Origin of the sequence: Kitasatospora sp. NPDC088134, from assembly GCF_044741705.1 — a bacterium.
GTDB lineage: Bacteria > Actinomycetota > Actinomycetes > Streptomycetales > Streptomycetaceae > Kitasatospora.
In genome coordinates this window covers 264908-279894 of the sequence record NZ_JBIUTD010000002.1, presented here as the reverse complement: position 1 = coordinate 279894, position 14987 = coordinate 264908, and the positions used below count along the sequence as shown (strand labels likewise).

Here is a 14987-nt window from a genome sequence, read left to right as displayed (position 1 = left end):
TGGGGCGGTCGTCCGTGGAGCGGCCGCCGGCGGGGCGGTCGGTCGGGGCGGTCACGGCCGGAAGTTCTCGGCGAGGTCGCCCCACAGGTACGCGGAGGTCTCGACGCCCTTGCGCAGCAGGTCGAGCTCCACCTTCTCGTTGATCGAGTGCCAGCCGTCCGAGGGCACCGAGATGCCCAGGAACAGCACCGGCGCGCCCAGCACGTCCTGCAGGTCGGCGGCGGGGCCGGAGCCGCCCTCGCGGGTGAACAGGATCTTCTGCTCGAAGGCCCGGCCCATCGCCCGGACGGTGGACTGCAGGGCGGGGTGGTCCAGCGGCGTCAGGCAGGGGCGGGTCGCGCCGGGGAAGACGATCTCGTGCCGGACGCCGGCGGGGACCTGCGCGGCGACCCAGGCGGCGACGGCCTCCCGGACCTTCTCCACCTCCATGCCGGCCACCAGCCGGAAGGACAGCTTGAGGTGCGCCTCGGCCGGGACGATGGTCTTGCCGCCGGGGCCGGTGTAGCCGCCCCAGATGCCGTTGACCTCGGCGGTCGGGCGGGCCCACACCCGTTCCAGGGTGGAGTAGCCGGCCTCGCCCTGGGTGCCGTGCGACTTGGCGGTCCGCAGCCACTGCGCCTCGTCGAAGGGCAGTTCGGCGAAGAGCGCCCGCTCCTCGTCGGTGAGGTCGACCACGCCGTCGTAGAAGCCGGGGATCGCCACCCGCCGGTCGGCGTCGTGCAGGCCGGCCACCAGGGCGGCGGCCACGTCGGCCGGGTTGGGGACGGCGCCGCCGAAGGAGCCGGAGTGGATGTCGTTGTCCGGGCCGTACAGGTCGATCTGGCAGTCCGCCAGGCCGCGCATGCCGGTGCAGACGGTCGGGGTGGTCTCGGACCACATGCCGGTGTCGGAGATGATCACCAGGTCGGCGGCCAGCCGCTCGGCCTCGCGGCGCACCAGGGCGGTGAAGTTCGGCGAGCCGGACTCCTCCTCGCCCTCGACCAGCAGCTTGAGGTTGACGGCGGGGGCGGTGCGGCCGGTGGCGGCGAGGTGGGCGCGCACCCCGAGGGTGTGGAAGAAGACCTGGCCCTTGTCGTCGGCGGCGCCGCGGGCGTACAGCCGGCGGCCGACCAGGGTGGGCTCGAACGGCTCGGTGTCCCAGCCGTCGGACTTGGCGGCGGGCTGCACGTCGTGGTGGCCGTAGACCAGCACGGTCGGCGCGCCCTCCTCGCCGGCGGGCCACTCGGCGAACACCGCGGGCAGGCCGTCCGTCTCCCACACCTCGGCGACCGGGAAGCCGGTCGCGCGCAGCTTGTCGGCCAGCCACTCGGCGGAGCGGCGGACCTCCCCGGCCCGGCCCGGGTCGGCGGAGACGGAGGGGATGCGCAGCCAGTCGGCGAGGTCGGCCAGGAAGGCGTCCTCGTGCCGGTCGATGTAGGAGCGGACGGCGCTGTCCGGGGTTTTCGTCATACGGACGACTTTAGTTCGCCCGATCGGGTCCGTGCCCACGGCCTCCCCCCGCCGTGAGCACGGTCACCCCGTTCCCCCCGTTCCTCAGGCGGCCCGGCGGCCGAGCGTGATCCGGGACCGGGTGAGCAGCGCGGCCAGCAGCACCGCGACGGCGGGCAGTCCGACCACCATCAGGCCGAGCTCGCCCCACGGGATCGCGATCACCGGGTCGATCTTCTGCTTCTCCAAGGTGCCCGCGCCGACGTAGCCCTGCCGACTGGAGGCTTCGAACAGCCGGAGCGCGATCGACGGGACGGCGCCGCAGAGCAGGCCGAGCACCGCGCCCATGGCGGCGATCACGCCGCACTGGAAGCCGGACAGCCGGCGGCGGATGCCGCCGCCCGCGCCGACCGCGGCGAGGGTGGCGAGGTCCTGCTGGGAGTCGGCGGCGGCGAGGCCGGTGGCGATGCCGGCGGCGCCGAGCGCCACCAGGGCGGCGAACCCGGTCAGGCCGAGGGTGACCAGGTCGGTCTCCGGCCGGAAGCCGCGTTCGACCTCGAGCATCGCGTTGTCGTCGAGCTTGGCGAGCGAGCCGGTGGCCTTCTGGATCGCCTGGTCGGAGGGCGTCGCGGCGGGGAGCCAGAGCGAGCCCTCGGCGCGGCTGCCGAGCCCGGCCTTCTCGACGCCCTGCCTGCCGATCAGGGCGATGCCGTACGGCGTCGGGGAGTCCACCTGGAGGGCGTCGACGGTGATCTGGGTGGTCTTCGGCCGGTAGTTGCCGTCGCCCGCCGCGGCCTTCTCGTCGTACGCCTCGGTGATCTCCAGGACGAGCTTGCCGTCGACCACGTAGTCCGGCTGGAACACCAGCGTCCTGCCCGCGGCCAGGGCCTGTTCGGCGTTCCGGTCGTGCAGGCCGAACAGGGTGTGCAGCAGCGCGGGGTCGCCGACCACGGTGGTGCCGAAGACGCTCGGCAGGGAGGGCTCCCGGCCGCTGCGGTCCTTGCAGCGCGGGTCCTGGTGGGCCTGCTCGAACTCCTCGGGCGTGCGGGCCAGGTCGGCGGGGCAGCGCTTGGCCTCCGGCAGCACGGCCCGGACGTAGCCGCAGCGGGCGCCGGAGGCGCAGCCGCCCGCCGGGGTCAAGCTGCCGACGTCGGCCCGTTCGCCGAGGTTCGGGATGGCACCCTCGACGGCGTCGCGCATCACCGGCAGCTGGCCCTGGTCCGCGGTCGGGCCCCAACCGGCGTGCAGCGTCACGGTGTTGGTCGGCCCCTGCGGCCGGTAGTGCTGGCGGGACTCCTCGGTGGAGCTGGTGGTGTAGATGCCGACCGCGACGGCGCCGGCCACCGCGGCCATCACGGCGGCGACCGCGGGGGCGGTGCGGCCGCGGTGCCGGACCGAGTCGCGCAGGGCGAGCCGGGGGCTGAGCGGCAGGAAGCGGCCGAGCCGGCCGAACAGGCCGATCAGCAGCGGGGTGCAGAGCAGCATGCCGATCTCGGCGAGCACCGAGCCGCCGAGCAGGCCGGGGACGATGGCGACGTTGGCGACCGCGCAGAGCATCGCCAGCGCGGCGCCGCCGATCACCAGCAGGGCGCCGATCACGGCGACGATCCGGTTGGCGGGCTTGATGCCGCCGCGGCCGGTGAGGGCGACGACGACGTCCTGCCGGGCGGCCTGGACGGCGGGCACCACGGCCGCCAGCAGGCCGGTGACCAGGCCGACCAGGACGATCGCCAGCAGGTCGAGCGGTTGCAGGTCGAAATGGCCGAAGCGGCGTCCGGCGAGCTCCTCGGCGTCGGCGCGGAACACCAGGACCAGGACCACCGCCAGCACCAGGCCGGTCAGCGCGCCGGCCAGGCCGAGCACCGCGCCGCCGCCGAGCACCACGGCCCGGACGTGGCTGCGGTCGCCGCCGCCGGCCGCGAGCAGGCCGAGCTGGCGGCGCGAGCGGCGGGCGCCGACGGCGAACGCCGGTCCGGCGAGCAGCACGATCTCCAGCAGCGCCATGCCGGCCACCACTGCGGCGACCGCCAGGCCGGTCTTGTTCGGCGCGCCGCCGTACTGCGGTTCCCGGTAGAGCGGCACGTCGGCGCGGGCCGGCGGGTGCAGCAGGATGGCCTTGGCGGCCACCTTGAAGCCGTACTTGTTGAGTTCGAGGACCTTGGGCCAGTCCAGCACCGTCCCGGCGGGCAGCTTCAGCAACCAGGCGTGCCGGTGGGCGACGAAGTCGGACCGCTCGGGAGCGGCCTCGTGCAGCGGGGCGATCAGCGCGCCGGGGCGGGCGATCAGGACGGTGTCCTTGAGCTCGTTGGGGTACTCGGCGACGGCCGTGATGGTGTACGGCCTGCTCTCCAGGCCGTGCAGGGTGGTGGTGTCGCCGAGCCGCAACCCGGACTGGTCCAGGAACGCCTGGGTGGCGGCGATCTCGTTCGGCTTCGCGGGGAGGGTGCCGCGGACCATGCCGACCAGGCCGTGCCAGACCGGGTCGCCCAGGTCGGCCTCGGCGGTCTGGACCGTCATCCGGCCCTCCTTGGTGCTGGCCGTGGTGCGCGGGCCGGGCCCCACCGGCACCGGGGTCGTGCCGGGCAACAGCTCGGTGACGAGCTTGGCCGGGTCGGTCTCGGCGCTGCGCTGCTGCTCGGCGGTGCGCTGCTGTCCGGCGGCCGGGAGGTTGTCGCGGATGTCCTCCTCGGGGTCGGGGGCCTGGAGGACGGTGCCGCCGGGGGCGTACATCTCGATCCGGGCGTCGGCGGTGCCCATGGTGCGGGCGATCCGCTCCTCCGGTTCCAGCTGGGCGCTGCGGGCGGCCACGTCGACGCCGGCCACGCCGAGCACCGGCAGGGCGATCATGGCCAGTACCAGGGCGCTGCGGCCCTTGGCCCGCAGGGCGTCGCGGCGGGCGATCCGGAGGGCGGCGCGCCAGGCGCTCGGCCTCACTGGTCCGCGCCCTTGCGCGCGTTGTGGGCAGCGGTGACCAGCAGGCTGCCGGCGTCCTGCCGGGCGGTCTCGTCGACCAGCAGGCCGTCGCGCAGGAACACCACGCGGTCGGCCCAGGCGGCGTGCCGGGCCTCGTGGGTGACCATCATGGCGGCGGCGCCGGCGTCGCAGCGGGCCCGCAGCACGGCGAGCACGGACTCGCCGGTGGTGGAGTCGAGGGCGCCGGTGGGCTCGTCGGCGAGCACCAGGCGGCGCTCGCCGATCAGGGCGCGGGCGATGGCGACGCGCTGCTGCTGGCCGCCGGACATGTCGTCGGGGAAGCGGTCGGCGAGTTCGGCGATGCCGAGCTCCTCCAGGGCGGCGAGCGCCTCCCGGCGGGCGGACCGGGCGGACATGCCGTCCAGTTCGCGGGGCAGCGAGATGTTCTCGGCGGCGGTGAGCGCCGGTATCAGGTTGTAGTCCTGGAAGACGTAGCCGACGGAGCGGCGGCGGACGGCGGCGAGCTGCTTGCGGCCCAGTTCGCCGAGGACGACGCCCTCGACCACGACCCGGCCGTCGGTGGGGCTGTCCAGGCCGCCGGCCAGGGTCAGCAGGGTGGACTTGCCGGAACCGGAGGGGCCCATCACGGCCACCAGTTCGCCCGGGTACACCCTGAGGTCGACGGCGCGCAGCGCCTTGACCTCGGATGCGCCGTGGCCGTGCACCCGGCTCACCCGGTCGAGGTGCAGGACGGGGTCGGCCGGCTTCAGTTGTGCGTTCATCGCTCCCCCAGGAGTCTCAGAGTCGGCCGCGCGCGCGGCTCTTGACGGCGCGCCGGGCGGGCGGCGCGTCGACGGGTGCGGCGGGTTCGGCCGCCGCCAGGCGCTCGGCGTGCTGGCCGAGCCGGGCTTCGCAGTGGTCCAGCCAGCGGATCTCCGCCTCGGTCTGGAAGATCAGCTGCTCCAGCACCAGCAGCCAGGCCAGGTCGTTGCTCGAACCGCCGCCCGGGCCGCTGTCCGCGGCCAGGGCGCGGCCCTTCAGCCGGGTGTAGTCCTGGAGCGCCTTCATGCTGTGCCGGCGCTGCCCCTGGACGACCGCGGCGACGTCCACCCCCGGGACGGTCACCGCCATCGCCAGCTTGATCGCCAGCTCGTCGCGGGGCGGGCTGGTCCGCGGCACCGGGGTGTCGAACCAGCGGCGCAGTTCCGCGCGTCCTTCCTCGGTGACGGCGTAGAACTGGTGGCCCTCGCCGTCCTCCCCGGCGGACTCCACCAGGCCGTCCCGCTCCAGGCGACCCAGCGTGGTGTAGACCTGCCCGACGTTCAGCGGCCAGGTGGCCCCGGTGCGGGCCTCGAACTCGGTTCTCAGCTGGTAGCCGTAGCGCGGGCCCTGGTCGAGCAGGGCGAGCAGGCCGTGACGGATCGACATACCGAGTATGTATACCCGGTATGGTTCCCCCGCTCAAGCTGCGTCCCGGTTCACGAAGGCCCGGTACGGTCGACGGCGTGACCACACTGCGGATCGCCACGTACAACCTGCTGCACGGCCAACCGCTCGCCCCCGACGGCAGCCCCGCGCCCTACCCCGCCGACCCCGGCGCCCCACTCGCCGCGGCCGTCGCCTCGCTCGACGCCGACGTGCTCGCCCTCCAGGAGGTCGACCGGTACCAGGAGCGCTCCGGCCGCACCGACCAGGCGGCCGTCGCCGCGAAGGCCCTCGGCGCCGCGGACTGGCGCTTCGCCGCCGCCCTGCACGGCGTCCCCGCCCCCTCCGCGGGCTGGGTCACCGACCCCGGGCAGCCCGGCCTCGCCGTGTACGGGCCCGGCGACCTCGCCGACGACTCCCGGCCCTCGTACGGCACCGCCCTGCTCACCCGCCTCCCGGTGCTGCACTGGCGGGCCCGCCGCTTCGCCCCCGCCCCCTTCGGCCTCCCGCTCCGGGTGGCCGGGCGGCGCGGGCTGACGCCCGTTCCGGACGAGCCGCGGGCGGCCCTCGCCGCGGTGCTGGCCGGGCCGGGCGGCGAGTTCACGGTGGTCGCCGCGCACCTGTCCTTCGTCCCGGGGTGGAACGTCGCCCAGCTCGCCGCGATCCGGCGCTGGATCGCCGACCTCCCCCAGCCCTACCTGGTGCTCGGCGACTTCAACCTGATCGGGGCCGTCCCGCGCACCGTGCTGGGCTCCGCGCACGCGATCCAGCGCACCGCCCAGCGCGAACGCGTCCGCACCGCCCGCCGCACCCGCCTCCAGGGCTGGTACGACCTGGCCCGCACCCCCACCTACCCCTCCCACCGCCCCACCGTCCAGTTCGACCACATCCTGGGCATCGGCGTCCCCCGCAACACCGTCGGCTCGGTGGCCGCCCCCCGCACGGGGGTGTCCGACCACCGCCCCCTGGTCGTCGACATCGAGGTGTGAGATCCAGGGGCCACTGGGCTTCGCCGGGAGCGAAGCTCCAGGGGCCCGGGGAACGGCGGCGCCGAGGGGCGGGTGACCGACGGGCCGCGAAGCGCCACCCCGTTTCGGGCCGAAGGTCCTTGGCCGACGCCCCGTGGCGCCCCACTGTGCTCCGGCGCACTGCCCCTCGGCCCCGCCGTTCCCCGGGCCCCTGATTTCTCCCGCCCCTGGAAGCTAGGAGCGCTTCCCGGCCTCGGTCGGGTGCAGCGCCTGGGGCGGGACGGTGATCGGGTCGAACTGGAGCATGAGCATGGCCGCGTCGTCGCCCAGTTTGTGGCCGACGTGGCGGACGACGTCGTCGTGGAGGCGGTGCAGGACGTCGACGGGGCCGCCGTCGGCGAGGTGCGGGAGGCGGTCGGTGAGGGGGTAGAACGCGCCGCGGTGGTCGCGGGCCTCGATGACGCCGTCGGTGTAGAGCAGGATGCGGTCACCGGGCTCGGCGGTGAGGAGTTGGAGCGGCGGGCAGACGTCGGCGGGGTCGAGGACGCCGAGCGGGGGGACGGTCTCGTCGGCGGCGAGCAGCGCCGGCGGCTGCTCGCCGCGGAGCAGGACGGGCGCGGGGTGGCCGCAGTTGGCGATCTCCAGCACGCCGTCGGGGCGGACGCCGATCAGCACCAGGGTGACGAACTCCTCGTCCACGCCGGGGTGTTCGTTCTCGTGCAGGGCCCGGTCGAGGCTGACGGCGAGCCAGCCGGCCACCCGGTCGAGGGCGGCTTCCTGGTGGGCGGCCTCGCGGAACGCGCCGAGGACGGCCGCGGCGGTCTCGACGGCGGCCAGGCCCTTGCCGCGGACGTCGCCGACGACGGCGCGGACGCCGTGCCGGGTGTTGACCACCTCGTAGAGGTCGCCGCCGATCGAGGCGTGCGCGGCGGCGGCGGCGTAGCGGACGGCGGCGCGGACCGGGCCGACCCGGTCGGGGACGGGGCGGAGCAGGACCCGGCGGGCGATCTCGGCGACCAGCTGGGCCTCGGCGAGGGCGTGCTCCTGGCGCAGCCGGAGGGTGGCGCTGAGGTAGCCGATCCCGGCGACCAGGACGATCGCGGCGACGGTGGCGGTGTGCACGGACTGGCCGAGGACGTCGTTGTACCAGGCCATCACGAAGGCGCAGAGCTCGGCGAGGACGCCGACCAGCAGCGGGTACCAGGTGCGGCGGGAGACCACGGCGGCGAGGGCGGGGACGGCGGTCAGGGCGGGTTCGACGGTGACGTGGCTGTTGGTCAGCAGGTCGAGGGAGACGATCAGGGCCATGCCGATCAGCGGCAGGGCGTGCGAGGTCTTCGGCCAGGTGCCGGTCACGGTGTTGGGTACCGGCCCTGGGGTGGGGCCGTGGAGGACGCCCCTGATCCATCCGGTCGCGCTCAACGTCGGTCTCTCCAGCGGAAGGTGCGGGTGCTGCTCGGCACCTGCGGGTCTGACGGGAGGTCAGGGGTGCGGGCCCTGACGGCGGCCGGAGTACGGGAGGATGACCGGTTACCGACCCCACAATAGGCACGAAACGTGCAGGGCGCACAGGTTTCGCATGATCTCGTGACGAGTTGAATGCTCTGCGTGACTCTTTTCTATCTATTCCCGATCAGAAGATCGCTCAACTCTTTTCGGCCGGGAAGTCCTGACGGAGTCTCGATCCGGCCGGACCGGACGTAGCAGAACGAGGCCGTGACCTGCTCGACCGGCAGGCCCTCCTGCTCGGCCCAGGCGAGCCGGTAGATCGCCAACTGGAGTGGGTCGCCGCTGTCCTCGCGGCCGGTCTTCCAGTCCACCACCTCGTAGCGCGGTGACCCTGTGCCACGATCCGCGTCCCGGTAGACCGCGTCGATCCGGCCGCGCACCACCCGCCCCGCCAGCACCAGTTGGAACGGGGCCTCGACCCGGTGCGGGGTGCGGTGGGCGTAGGGGCCGCGCAGGAAGGCGTCCTTGAGTCGTTCGAGGTCGCGCTCGTCCTCGATCTCGTCGGCCTCCAGGCCGGGCAGCGCCTCGGGCTCGAACAGCAGCGGCTGGTCGTAGCGGGACTGCACCCAGGCGTGGAAGCGGGTGCCGCGGCGGGCGGCGGGCGCGGGCGGACGGGGCATCGGGCGGGCCAGGTCGCGGGCGAAGCCGTCCGGGTCGGCGGCCAGCCGCATCAGCTGGGAGGCGGAGAGCGAGGCGGGCAGCTCGACGTCCCGGACGGTGCGCCGGGAGCGCTCCAGCTCGCCGAGCAGCGCGGTCAGGTCCCGGTCCCAGGAGGCCAGCAGGCGCTGGTCCTCGACGCCCATCGGCTCGGGACCGGGGGCGGGCGCGCCGGCCACCCGGCGCCGGACCACCTCGGCGACCCGGCGGCGGGCGTGCTGGGCCTCCGGGTCGAGCGGCAGCGGCCAGGGCGTCTCGACCGAGACGTCGAAGGCCGGGTTCTCGGCGTCCGCGGCCGGCTCCTCGGCCCAGTGCTCGATCTCGCCGTTGCCGGGCAGCTCGCAGTGCCGGCGCAGGGCCAGCAGGAACTCGGACGGCCCGCGCCGGCGCTTCTGAGTGGGCCCCCACCAGTGCCCGGAGGCCAGCAGTAGCGAGCGCGGCCGGGTGAACGCGACGTAGCCGAGCCGGAGTTCCTCGACCTCGCCGTGCTGCGCCGTCTCCTTCTTGAACTGCGCCATGCCCTTCGCGGTCCAGGCCGGGTCGGCGGGCAGCGTGGCGGCGTCGCCGCGCAGGGCGTGCGGCAGCACCTTGCGGGTGGAGGTCCAGCGCTCGCGGCCCTGGCCGGACGGGAAGCCGCCCTTGACCAGGCCGGGGACGGCGACCACGTCCCATTCGAGGCCCTTGGACTTGTGCGCGGTGAGCACCTTGACGGTGTCCTCGCCGCCGGGCAGTCCGGCGTCCAGGCCGCGCTCGTACTCCTGGGCGGCGCGCAGGAAGCCCAGGAAGGCGGCCAGGCCGGGGTCGCCGTCCAGGTCGGCGAAGGAGGCGGCGATGTCCAGGAAGGAGTGCAGCGTCTCGCGCCGGCGGGCGGCCAGCGCCGTCGGGGAGGCCGACAACTCGACCTCCAGGCCGGTGACGGTCAGCACCCGGTGCAGCACGTCCATCAGCGGTTCGGCCAGCGCCCGGCGCAGGTCGCGGATCTCCCGGGCGAACCGGGCGAACCGCACCCGGGCCTCGGGCGAGAACGGGAGCTCGTCGGGCTGCTCGGCGTCGACGAAGGTCTCCAGGGCGTCGGCGAGCGACACCACCTCGGTCGGGTCGGTCCCGGCGACGGCGGCGGCCAGCGGGTCCTGGTCACCGTAGCGGGCGGTGCGGACCAGGGCGGCGGCGCGGCGGCCGAGCAGGGCCAGGTCGCGGGGGCCGATCCGCCAGCGCGGGCCGATCAGCAGCCGGACCAGGGCGGCGTTCGCGGTCGGGTCCTGGAGCACCTCGCAGGTGGCCACCAGGTCGGCCACCTCGGGGAGTTGGAGCAGCCCGCCGAGGCCGACCACCTCGACCGGAACCTTCCGGGCGACCAGCGCGGCGTGCAGGTCGGGGAAGGAGCCGCCGGCCCGGCAGAGCACCGCGATCCGGCCGGGGGCGGTGCCGGTGCGCACCAGGTGGGCGATCGAGTCGGCCAGCCAGTCGATCTCGGCGGCGTGGGTGGGCAGCAGCGCGGCCCGCACGAAGCCGTCCCGCTCGGCGCCGGGCGCGGGGCGCAGCGCCTCGACGCCTTCGTGCATCTCCCGCAGCGGGGCGGCGAGTTCGTTGGCGAAGGCGAGCAGGCGGCCGCCGCTGCGGCGGTTCTCGCTGAGCGCGAAGCGGTGCGCGGGGCCGCCGTCGGCCTGCGGGAAGTGCCGGGGGAACTCGTCCAGGTTGGCGACCGAGGCGCCGCGCCAGCCGTAGATCGCCTGGCAGGGGTCGCCGACCGCGGTGACGGGGTGCCCGGCGCCCTCGGTGCCGCCGAACAGCCCTGCCAGCATGAGGCGTTGGGCGACCGAGGTGTCCTGGTACTCGTCCAGCAGCACCACCCGGTACTGCTCGCGCAGCAGTCCGCCGACCTCGGTGCGCTGCTGGGCGAGCCGGGCCGAGGCGGCGATCTGGTCGCCGAAGTCGAGCAGGCCGAGTTTCTGCTTGCGGGCCCGGTAGTCCTCGACCAGGCGGAGCAGTTCCTGTCGGCCGCGGGCGGCCTTCGGGACGGCCCGCAGGTCCTCGTTGGTGAGCTTCGCGCCGGCCAGCTCGTCGAGCAACTGCTCGTCGTACGAGCGCAGTTGCTCCGGTTCGATCAGGTGTTCGGCCAACTCGGAGTCCAGCGCGACCAGTTCGGCGACCAGCGCGCTGAAGGTGCCGGTGAGCGCCGGGAACGGGCCGCGGGCCTGCCGCAGCACCCGGGCGGCGAGCTGGAAGCGGGTGGCGTCGGCGAGCAGCCGCACGTCGGGTTCGATGCCCAGGCGCAGGCCGTGCTCCTTGAGCAGGGTGCCGGCGAAGGCGTGGTAGGTGGAGATCTGCGGCTCGCCGAGCGCGTCCTCCTCCTCGTCCCGGACCCCGGCCCGCAGCAGCGCGGCCCGGACCCGTTCGGCGAGTTCGCCGGCCGCCTTGTTGGTGAAGGTCAGGCCGAGCACCTGCTCGGGGCGCACGGCGCCGGAGCCGACCAGCCAGACCACCCGGGCGGCCATCACGGTGGTCTTGCCGGAGCCCGCGCCGGCCACGATCACGCCGGGTGCCATGGGTGCACCGATGGCCGCCAACTGCTCGTCGTTGAAAGGGATTCCGAGGAGTTCGCGGAGCTGGGCCGGGTGCTGCAGCGGCTCCGCCCGGCGCGACGACAGCCCGGCGGGCGGCTCGTCCGGGTACGGCGGCGGCCCGACGGGCGGCTCGAACGGCTCCGGCTCGAACGGCTCCGGCTCGAACGGCTCCGGCTCGTCGGGATGCGGCCCGGCGGCGTCCGGTCGCGGCTCAGTCGACGACATGCCGGCCGTCCCGCTGCGCGGAGCAGCTGCCGCGGAACGCGCAACTGCCGCAGCGCTCCCCGGTGGTGGGGGCGAACCGCTCGGCGAGCACCTTGCCGGCGGTCTGCACCAGCAGGTCCTCCACCCACGGTTCGGCGGGCGGCAGTTGCTGCTGCACCTTGGGGGCCTCGGGGTCGCCCTTGGCGGGCTCGCGGAGCTGGACGAGTTCGGCCCCGCCGGGCACCGCGCCGTCCTCGAAGCCGGGCAGGCCGTCGAGCGCGCCGCCGCGCACCGCCAGCTGGTAGACGGCGAGTTGGCGGTGGTCGGGGAGCGACTTGTCGGTCGGCATCCGCTTGCCGGTCTTGAAGTCGACCACGTAGGCGCGGCCGATCCCGTCGGCCTCGACCCGGTCCATCGAGCCGCGGATGCGGACCGCGACGCCGCCGACGTCCAGGGTCAGGTCGAAGCCGTGCTCGGTGGCGACGGTGGTCCGCCCGCGCTCCAGCACGTGCCAGCGCAGGAAGCGCTCCAGCGCGGCCCGGGCCTCGGTCTTCTCCTGCTGGGACTTCCACGGGGCGTCGAAGGCGAGCGCGTCCCAGACGGTGTCCAGCCGCTCCATCAGGACGGCCAGGTCGGCGGGGGTGCGGCCGGAGCCGACCTCGTCGGCGAGGGCGTGCACCACGTTGCCGAAGCCCTGGGCGGCGGAGGCGCTCCGCCCGGCCTGCACGTCCTTCTCCAGGAACCACTGCAGCGAGCAGGCCTCCAGCTGCTCCAGCCCGCTGCCGGACAGCCGGACCGGCTCCGCGGGCTCGCGCAGCGGCTCGGGCGCGGCGGTGGCGTCGACCAGGCCCCACCACTGGTCGGGGTGGGCGGCCGGGACGAGCGGACGGCCGTCCTCGTCCAGCGCGGCGGCCAGCGTGGCCAGGCGTTCGGCGGCGGCCCGGCGCAGCTGCGGGGAGCGGTCCGGGTCGACGGTGACGGCGCGCAGCTCGGCGACCAGCGCGGGCACCGACAGCGGGCGGCGCGGCCGGGAGGTCACCTCGGCGACCTTCACCTGCGGGACGCGCTCCAGCACCCGGCCGGTGCGCCGGTCGACGGTCTCCCGGTACAGCTCGCGCAGGAACCGGGACGGCTCGTCGCCGTCCTCCGCGGGCGCCTTGACGGCCGTCACCACCAGGCGCTCCTTGGCGCGGGTCGCGGCGACGTAGAACAGCCGGCGCTCCTCGGCGAGCAGCGCCGCCGGGGAGAGCGGTTCGGCCAGGCCGTCGCGGCCGATCCGGTCGGCCTCCAGCAGCGAGCCGCGGCGGCGCAGGTCGGGCCAGAGCCCCTCCTGGACGCCGGCCACCACGACCAACCGCCATTCGAGGCCCTTGGCGCGGTGCGCGGTCATCAGCCGGACGGCGTCGGGGCGCACCGCGCGCACGTGCAGGGTGTCGGCGGCGATGTCCTGGGCCTCGATCTCGGCGAGCAGGTCGAGGGCGCCGCGGTGGCCGGTGACCCGCTCCTCGGCGCGGGCGGCGCTCTCGAACAGGGCGCACAGCGCGTCCAGGTCGCGGTCGGCGTTGCGGCCGGCCGGGCCGCCGCGCAGCGCGGCCCGCTCCAGCCGCTCGCGCCAGCGCCGGGAGCCGTCCCACAGCTCCCAGAGCGCGTCCTCGCCGGAGGCGCCGCCGGCCAGCAGTTCGCGGACCTTGCGCAGCAGCACGCCCAGCTCGTAGGCGCGGCGGCCGTACGGGGCGTCCAGCAGGGCGAGCAGTTCGGGCTGCTCCAGGGCCTCCCGGATCAGTTCCTCGGCGGGGCGGGCCACGCCGGGCGCGCCCTCCTCGGCGAGCGCCCGGCGCTCCTCCTCACGCAGGGTCCGGCCGAGCCGGCGCAGGTCGGAGCCGTCCAGGGCGGCCAGCGGGCCGGTCAGCAGGGTGTGCGCGAGGTCGGCGGTGAGCGCGCCCTCGCCCTCGGCGCAGACCCGCAGCGCCTGCAGCAGCGGGACGACGGCGCTCTCCTCGCGCAGCGGCAGGTCGTCGCCGTCGATCTCCAGCGGGACGCCGGCGGCGGCCAGCGCCCGGCGCACGCCCGGTATGGTCCGGGCGCCGGCCCGGACCAGCACCGCCATCTCGCCCCACGGGACGCCGTCCTCCAGGTGGGCGCGGCGCAGCAGGTCGGCGACCGAGTCGAGTTCGGCGCCGGGCGTCGGGTAGGTGTAGACCTCGACGGTGCCGCCCTCCCGGGACGGCAGCAGGGCGCGGTGCGCGGCCAGCTTGTCGGCGGGCAGGCGGCCCATCGGCATCCGGCGGGCCAGCTCCCGGGAGGCGGCCAGCAGCACCGCGCCGGAGCGCCGGGACACCCGCAGCACCTTGACCTCGGCGGGGCGGCCGTCGGCCTGCCGGAAGGCGTCGGGGAACTCCAGGATGCCGTTCACGTCGGCACCGCGGAACGCGTAGATCGACTGGTCGGGGTCGCCGACCGCGACCAGGTCCCGGCCGCCGCCCGCGAGCCGCTGCAGCAGCCGGACCTGGGCCGGATCGGTGTCCTGGTACTCGTCGACGAACACCACGTCGTAGCGCTCGCGCAGCCGGGCGGCGACGTCCGCGCGCTCGGCCAGCAGCACGGCCCGGTGCACCAGCTCGGCGTAGTCCAGCACGCCGCGCAGGTCGAGGACGTCCAGGTACTCGGCCAGGAAGTGCGCGGCGGCGGCCCAGTCGGGGCGCTCCACGCCCGCCGCGAACCGGGCCAACTCGTCCTCGCCGAGGCCGAGTTCGCGGCTGCGGGCGAGCACGGCGCGGACTTCGTCGGCGAAGCCGCGGGTGGTCAGGCAGGCCCGCAGGTCGAGCGGCCAGCCGATGCTGGCCGTCCCGGCCTTCGTGTCCTCGGCGCCGCCCGCGAGCAGTTCGCGGACCATCACGTCCTGCTCGGGGCCGGACAGCAGTCGCAGCGGCTCGGCCTGCTCCTCGGGCGGCTGGTGGGCGCGCAGCAGGGCGTAGCAGAACGAGTGGAAGGTGGTGGCCTGCGGGGCGGTGGTGCCGATCCGGGCGGTCATCCGGTCCCGCAGCTCCATCGCGGCCTTGCGGCTGAACGTCAGCACCAGGACGCGTTCGGGCGCGGTGCCGCCGGCGACCCGGCGGGCCACCGCCTCGACCAGCGTGGTCGTCTTGCCCGTCCCCGGCCCCGCGAGCACCAGCAACGGCCCCCCCGCGTGCGCGACCACGGCCTGCTGGAACGCGTCCAGGACGGGCGGGTCGGGCTGCGCGAGGGGGCTGCGCACCAGGCGGAACGGTGAGGTCACTGCGGTCCAGGGTCGTACGGCGGTTCAGTGGTTCGGCGGCGG

Annotated in this window: 8 protein-coding genes; 1 reads left to right on the top strand and 7 read right to left on the bottom strand. The window is 75.4% G+C overall.

The window, feature by feature from the left end:
* Window positions 1–51 precede the first annotated feature (51 nt).
* The 4 genes from ACIOHG_RS04830 to ACIOHG_RS04815 all read right to left on the bottom strand — a co-directional run bounded on the left by ACIOHG_RS04830 (window position 52) and on the right by ACIOHG_RS04815 (window position 5769).
* Complete coding sequence (locus ACIOHG_RS04830) at window positions 52–1449, bottom strand: dipeptidase (protein WP_400945315.1); 1398 nt, start codon at window positions 1447–1449, stop codon at window positions 52–54.
* Between the two features lie 84 nt (window positions 1450–1533).
* Entirely contained in the window at window positions 1534–4362 is a 2829-nt protein-coding gene (locus tag ACIOHG_RS04825) for an FtsX-like permease family protein (protein WP_400945313.1), read from the bottom strand.
* On the bottom strand, window positions 4359–5123 hold the full coding sequence (locus ACIOHG_RS04820; RefSeq protein ID WP_400945311.1) for an ABC transporter ATP-binding protein: 765 nt from the start codon (window positions 5121–5123) through the stop codon (window positions 4359–4361). The genes ACIOHG_RS04825 and ACIOHG_RS04820 overlap by 4 nt, the downstream gene beginning before the upstream one ends.
* A gap of 16 nt (window positions 5124–5139) precedes the next feature.
* Window positions 5140–5769 (bottom strand): PadR family transcriptional regulator, encoded by a 630-nt coding sequence (locus tag ACIOHG_RS04815; protein WP_400945309.1) that lies wholly within the window; start codon window positions 5767–5769, stop codon window positions 5140–5142.
* 77 nt (window positions 5770–5846) lie between these two features.
* Here ACIOHG_RS04815 and ACIOHG_RS04810 point away from each other — a divergent pair, with 77 nt between their 5' ends.
* A complete protein-coding gene (locus ACIOHG_RS04810) occupies window positions 5847–6755 on the top strand; it encodes an endonuclease/exonuclease/phosphatase family protein (protein WP_400945307.1) in 909 nt (302 codons plus the stop codon).
* A gap of 213 nt (window positions 6756–6968) precedes the next feature.
* Here ACIOHG_RS04810 and ACIOHG_RS04805 read toward each other — a convergent pair whose 3' ends face one another.
* The 3 genes from ACIOHG_RS04805 to ACIOHG_RS04795 all read right to left on the bottom strand — a co-directional run bounded on the left by ACIOHG_RS04805 (window position 6969) and on the right by ACIOHG_RS04795 (window position 14945).
* Window positions 6969–8090 carry a PP2C family protein-serine/threonine phosphatase gene (locus ACIOHG_RS04805; RefSeq protein ID WP_400945305.1) on the bottom strand — a complete coding sequence of 374 codons (1122 nt, stop codon included), beginning with the start codon at window positions 8088–8090 and terminating at the stop codon, window positions 6969–6971.
* Between the two features lie 263 nt (window positions 8091–8353).
* On the bottom strand, window positions 8354–11689 hold the full coding sequence (locus ACIOHG_RS04800) for an ATP-dependent DNA helicase (protein WP_400945303.1): 3336 nt from the start codon (window positions 11687–11689) through the stop codon (window positions 8354–8356).
* Complete coding sequence (locus ACIOHG_RS04795) at window positions 11676–14945, bottom strand: ATP-dependent helicase (RefSeq protein ID WP_400945301.1); 3270 nt, start codon at window positions 14943–14945, stop codon at window positions 11676–11678. The genes ACIOHG_RS04800 and ACIOHG_RS04795 overlap by 14 nt, the downstream gene beginning before the upstream one ends.
* Window positions 14946–14987 lie beyond the last annotated feature (42 nt).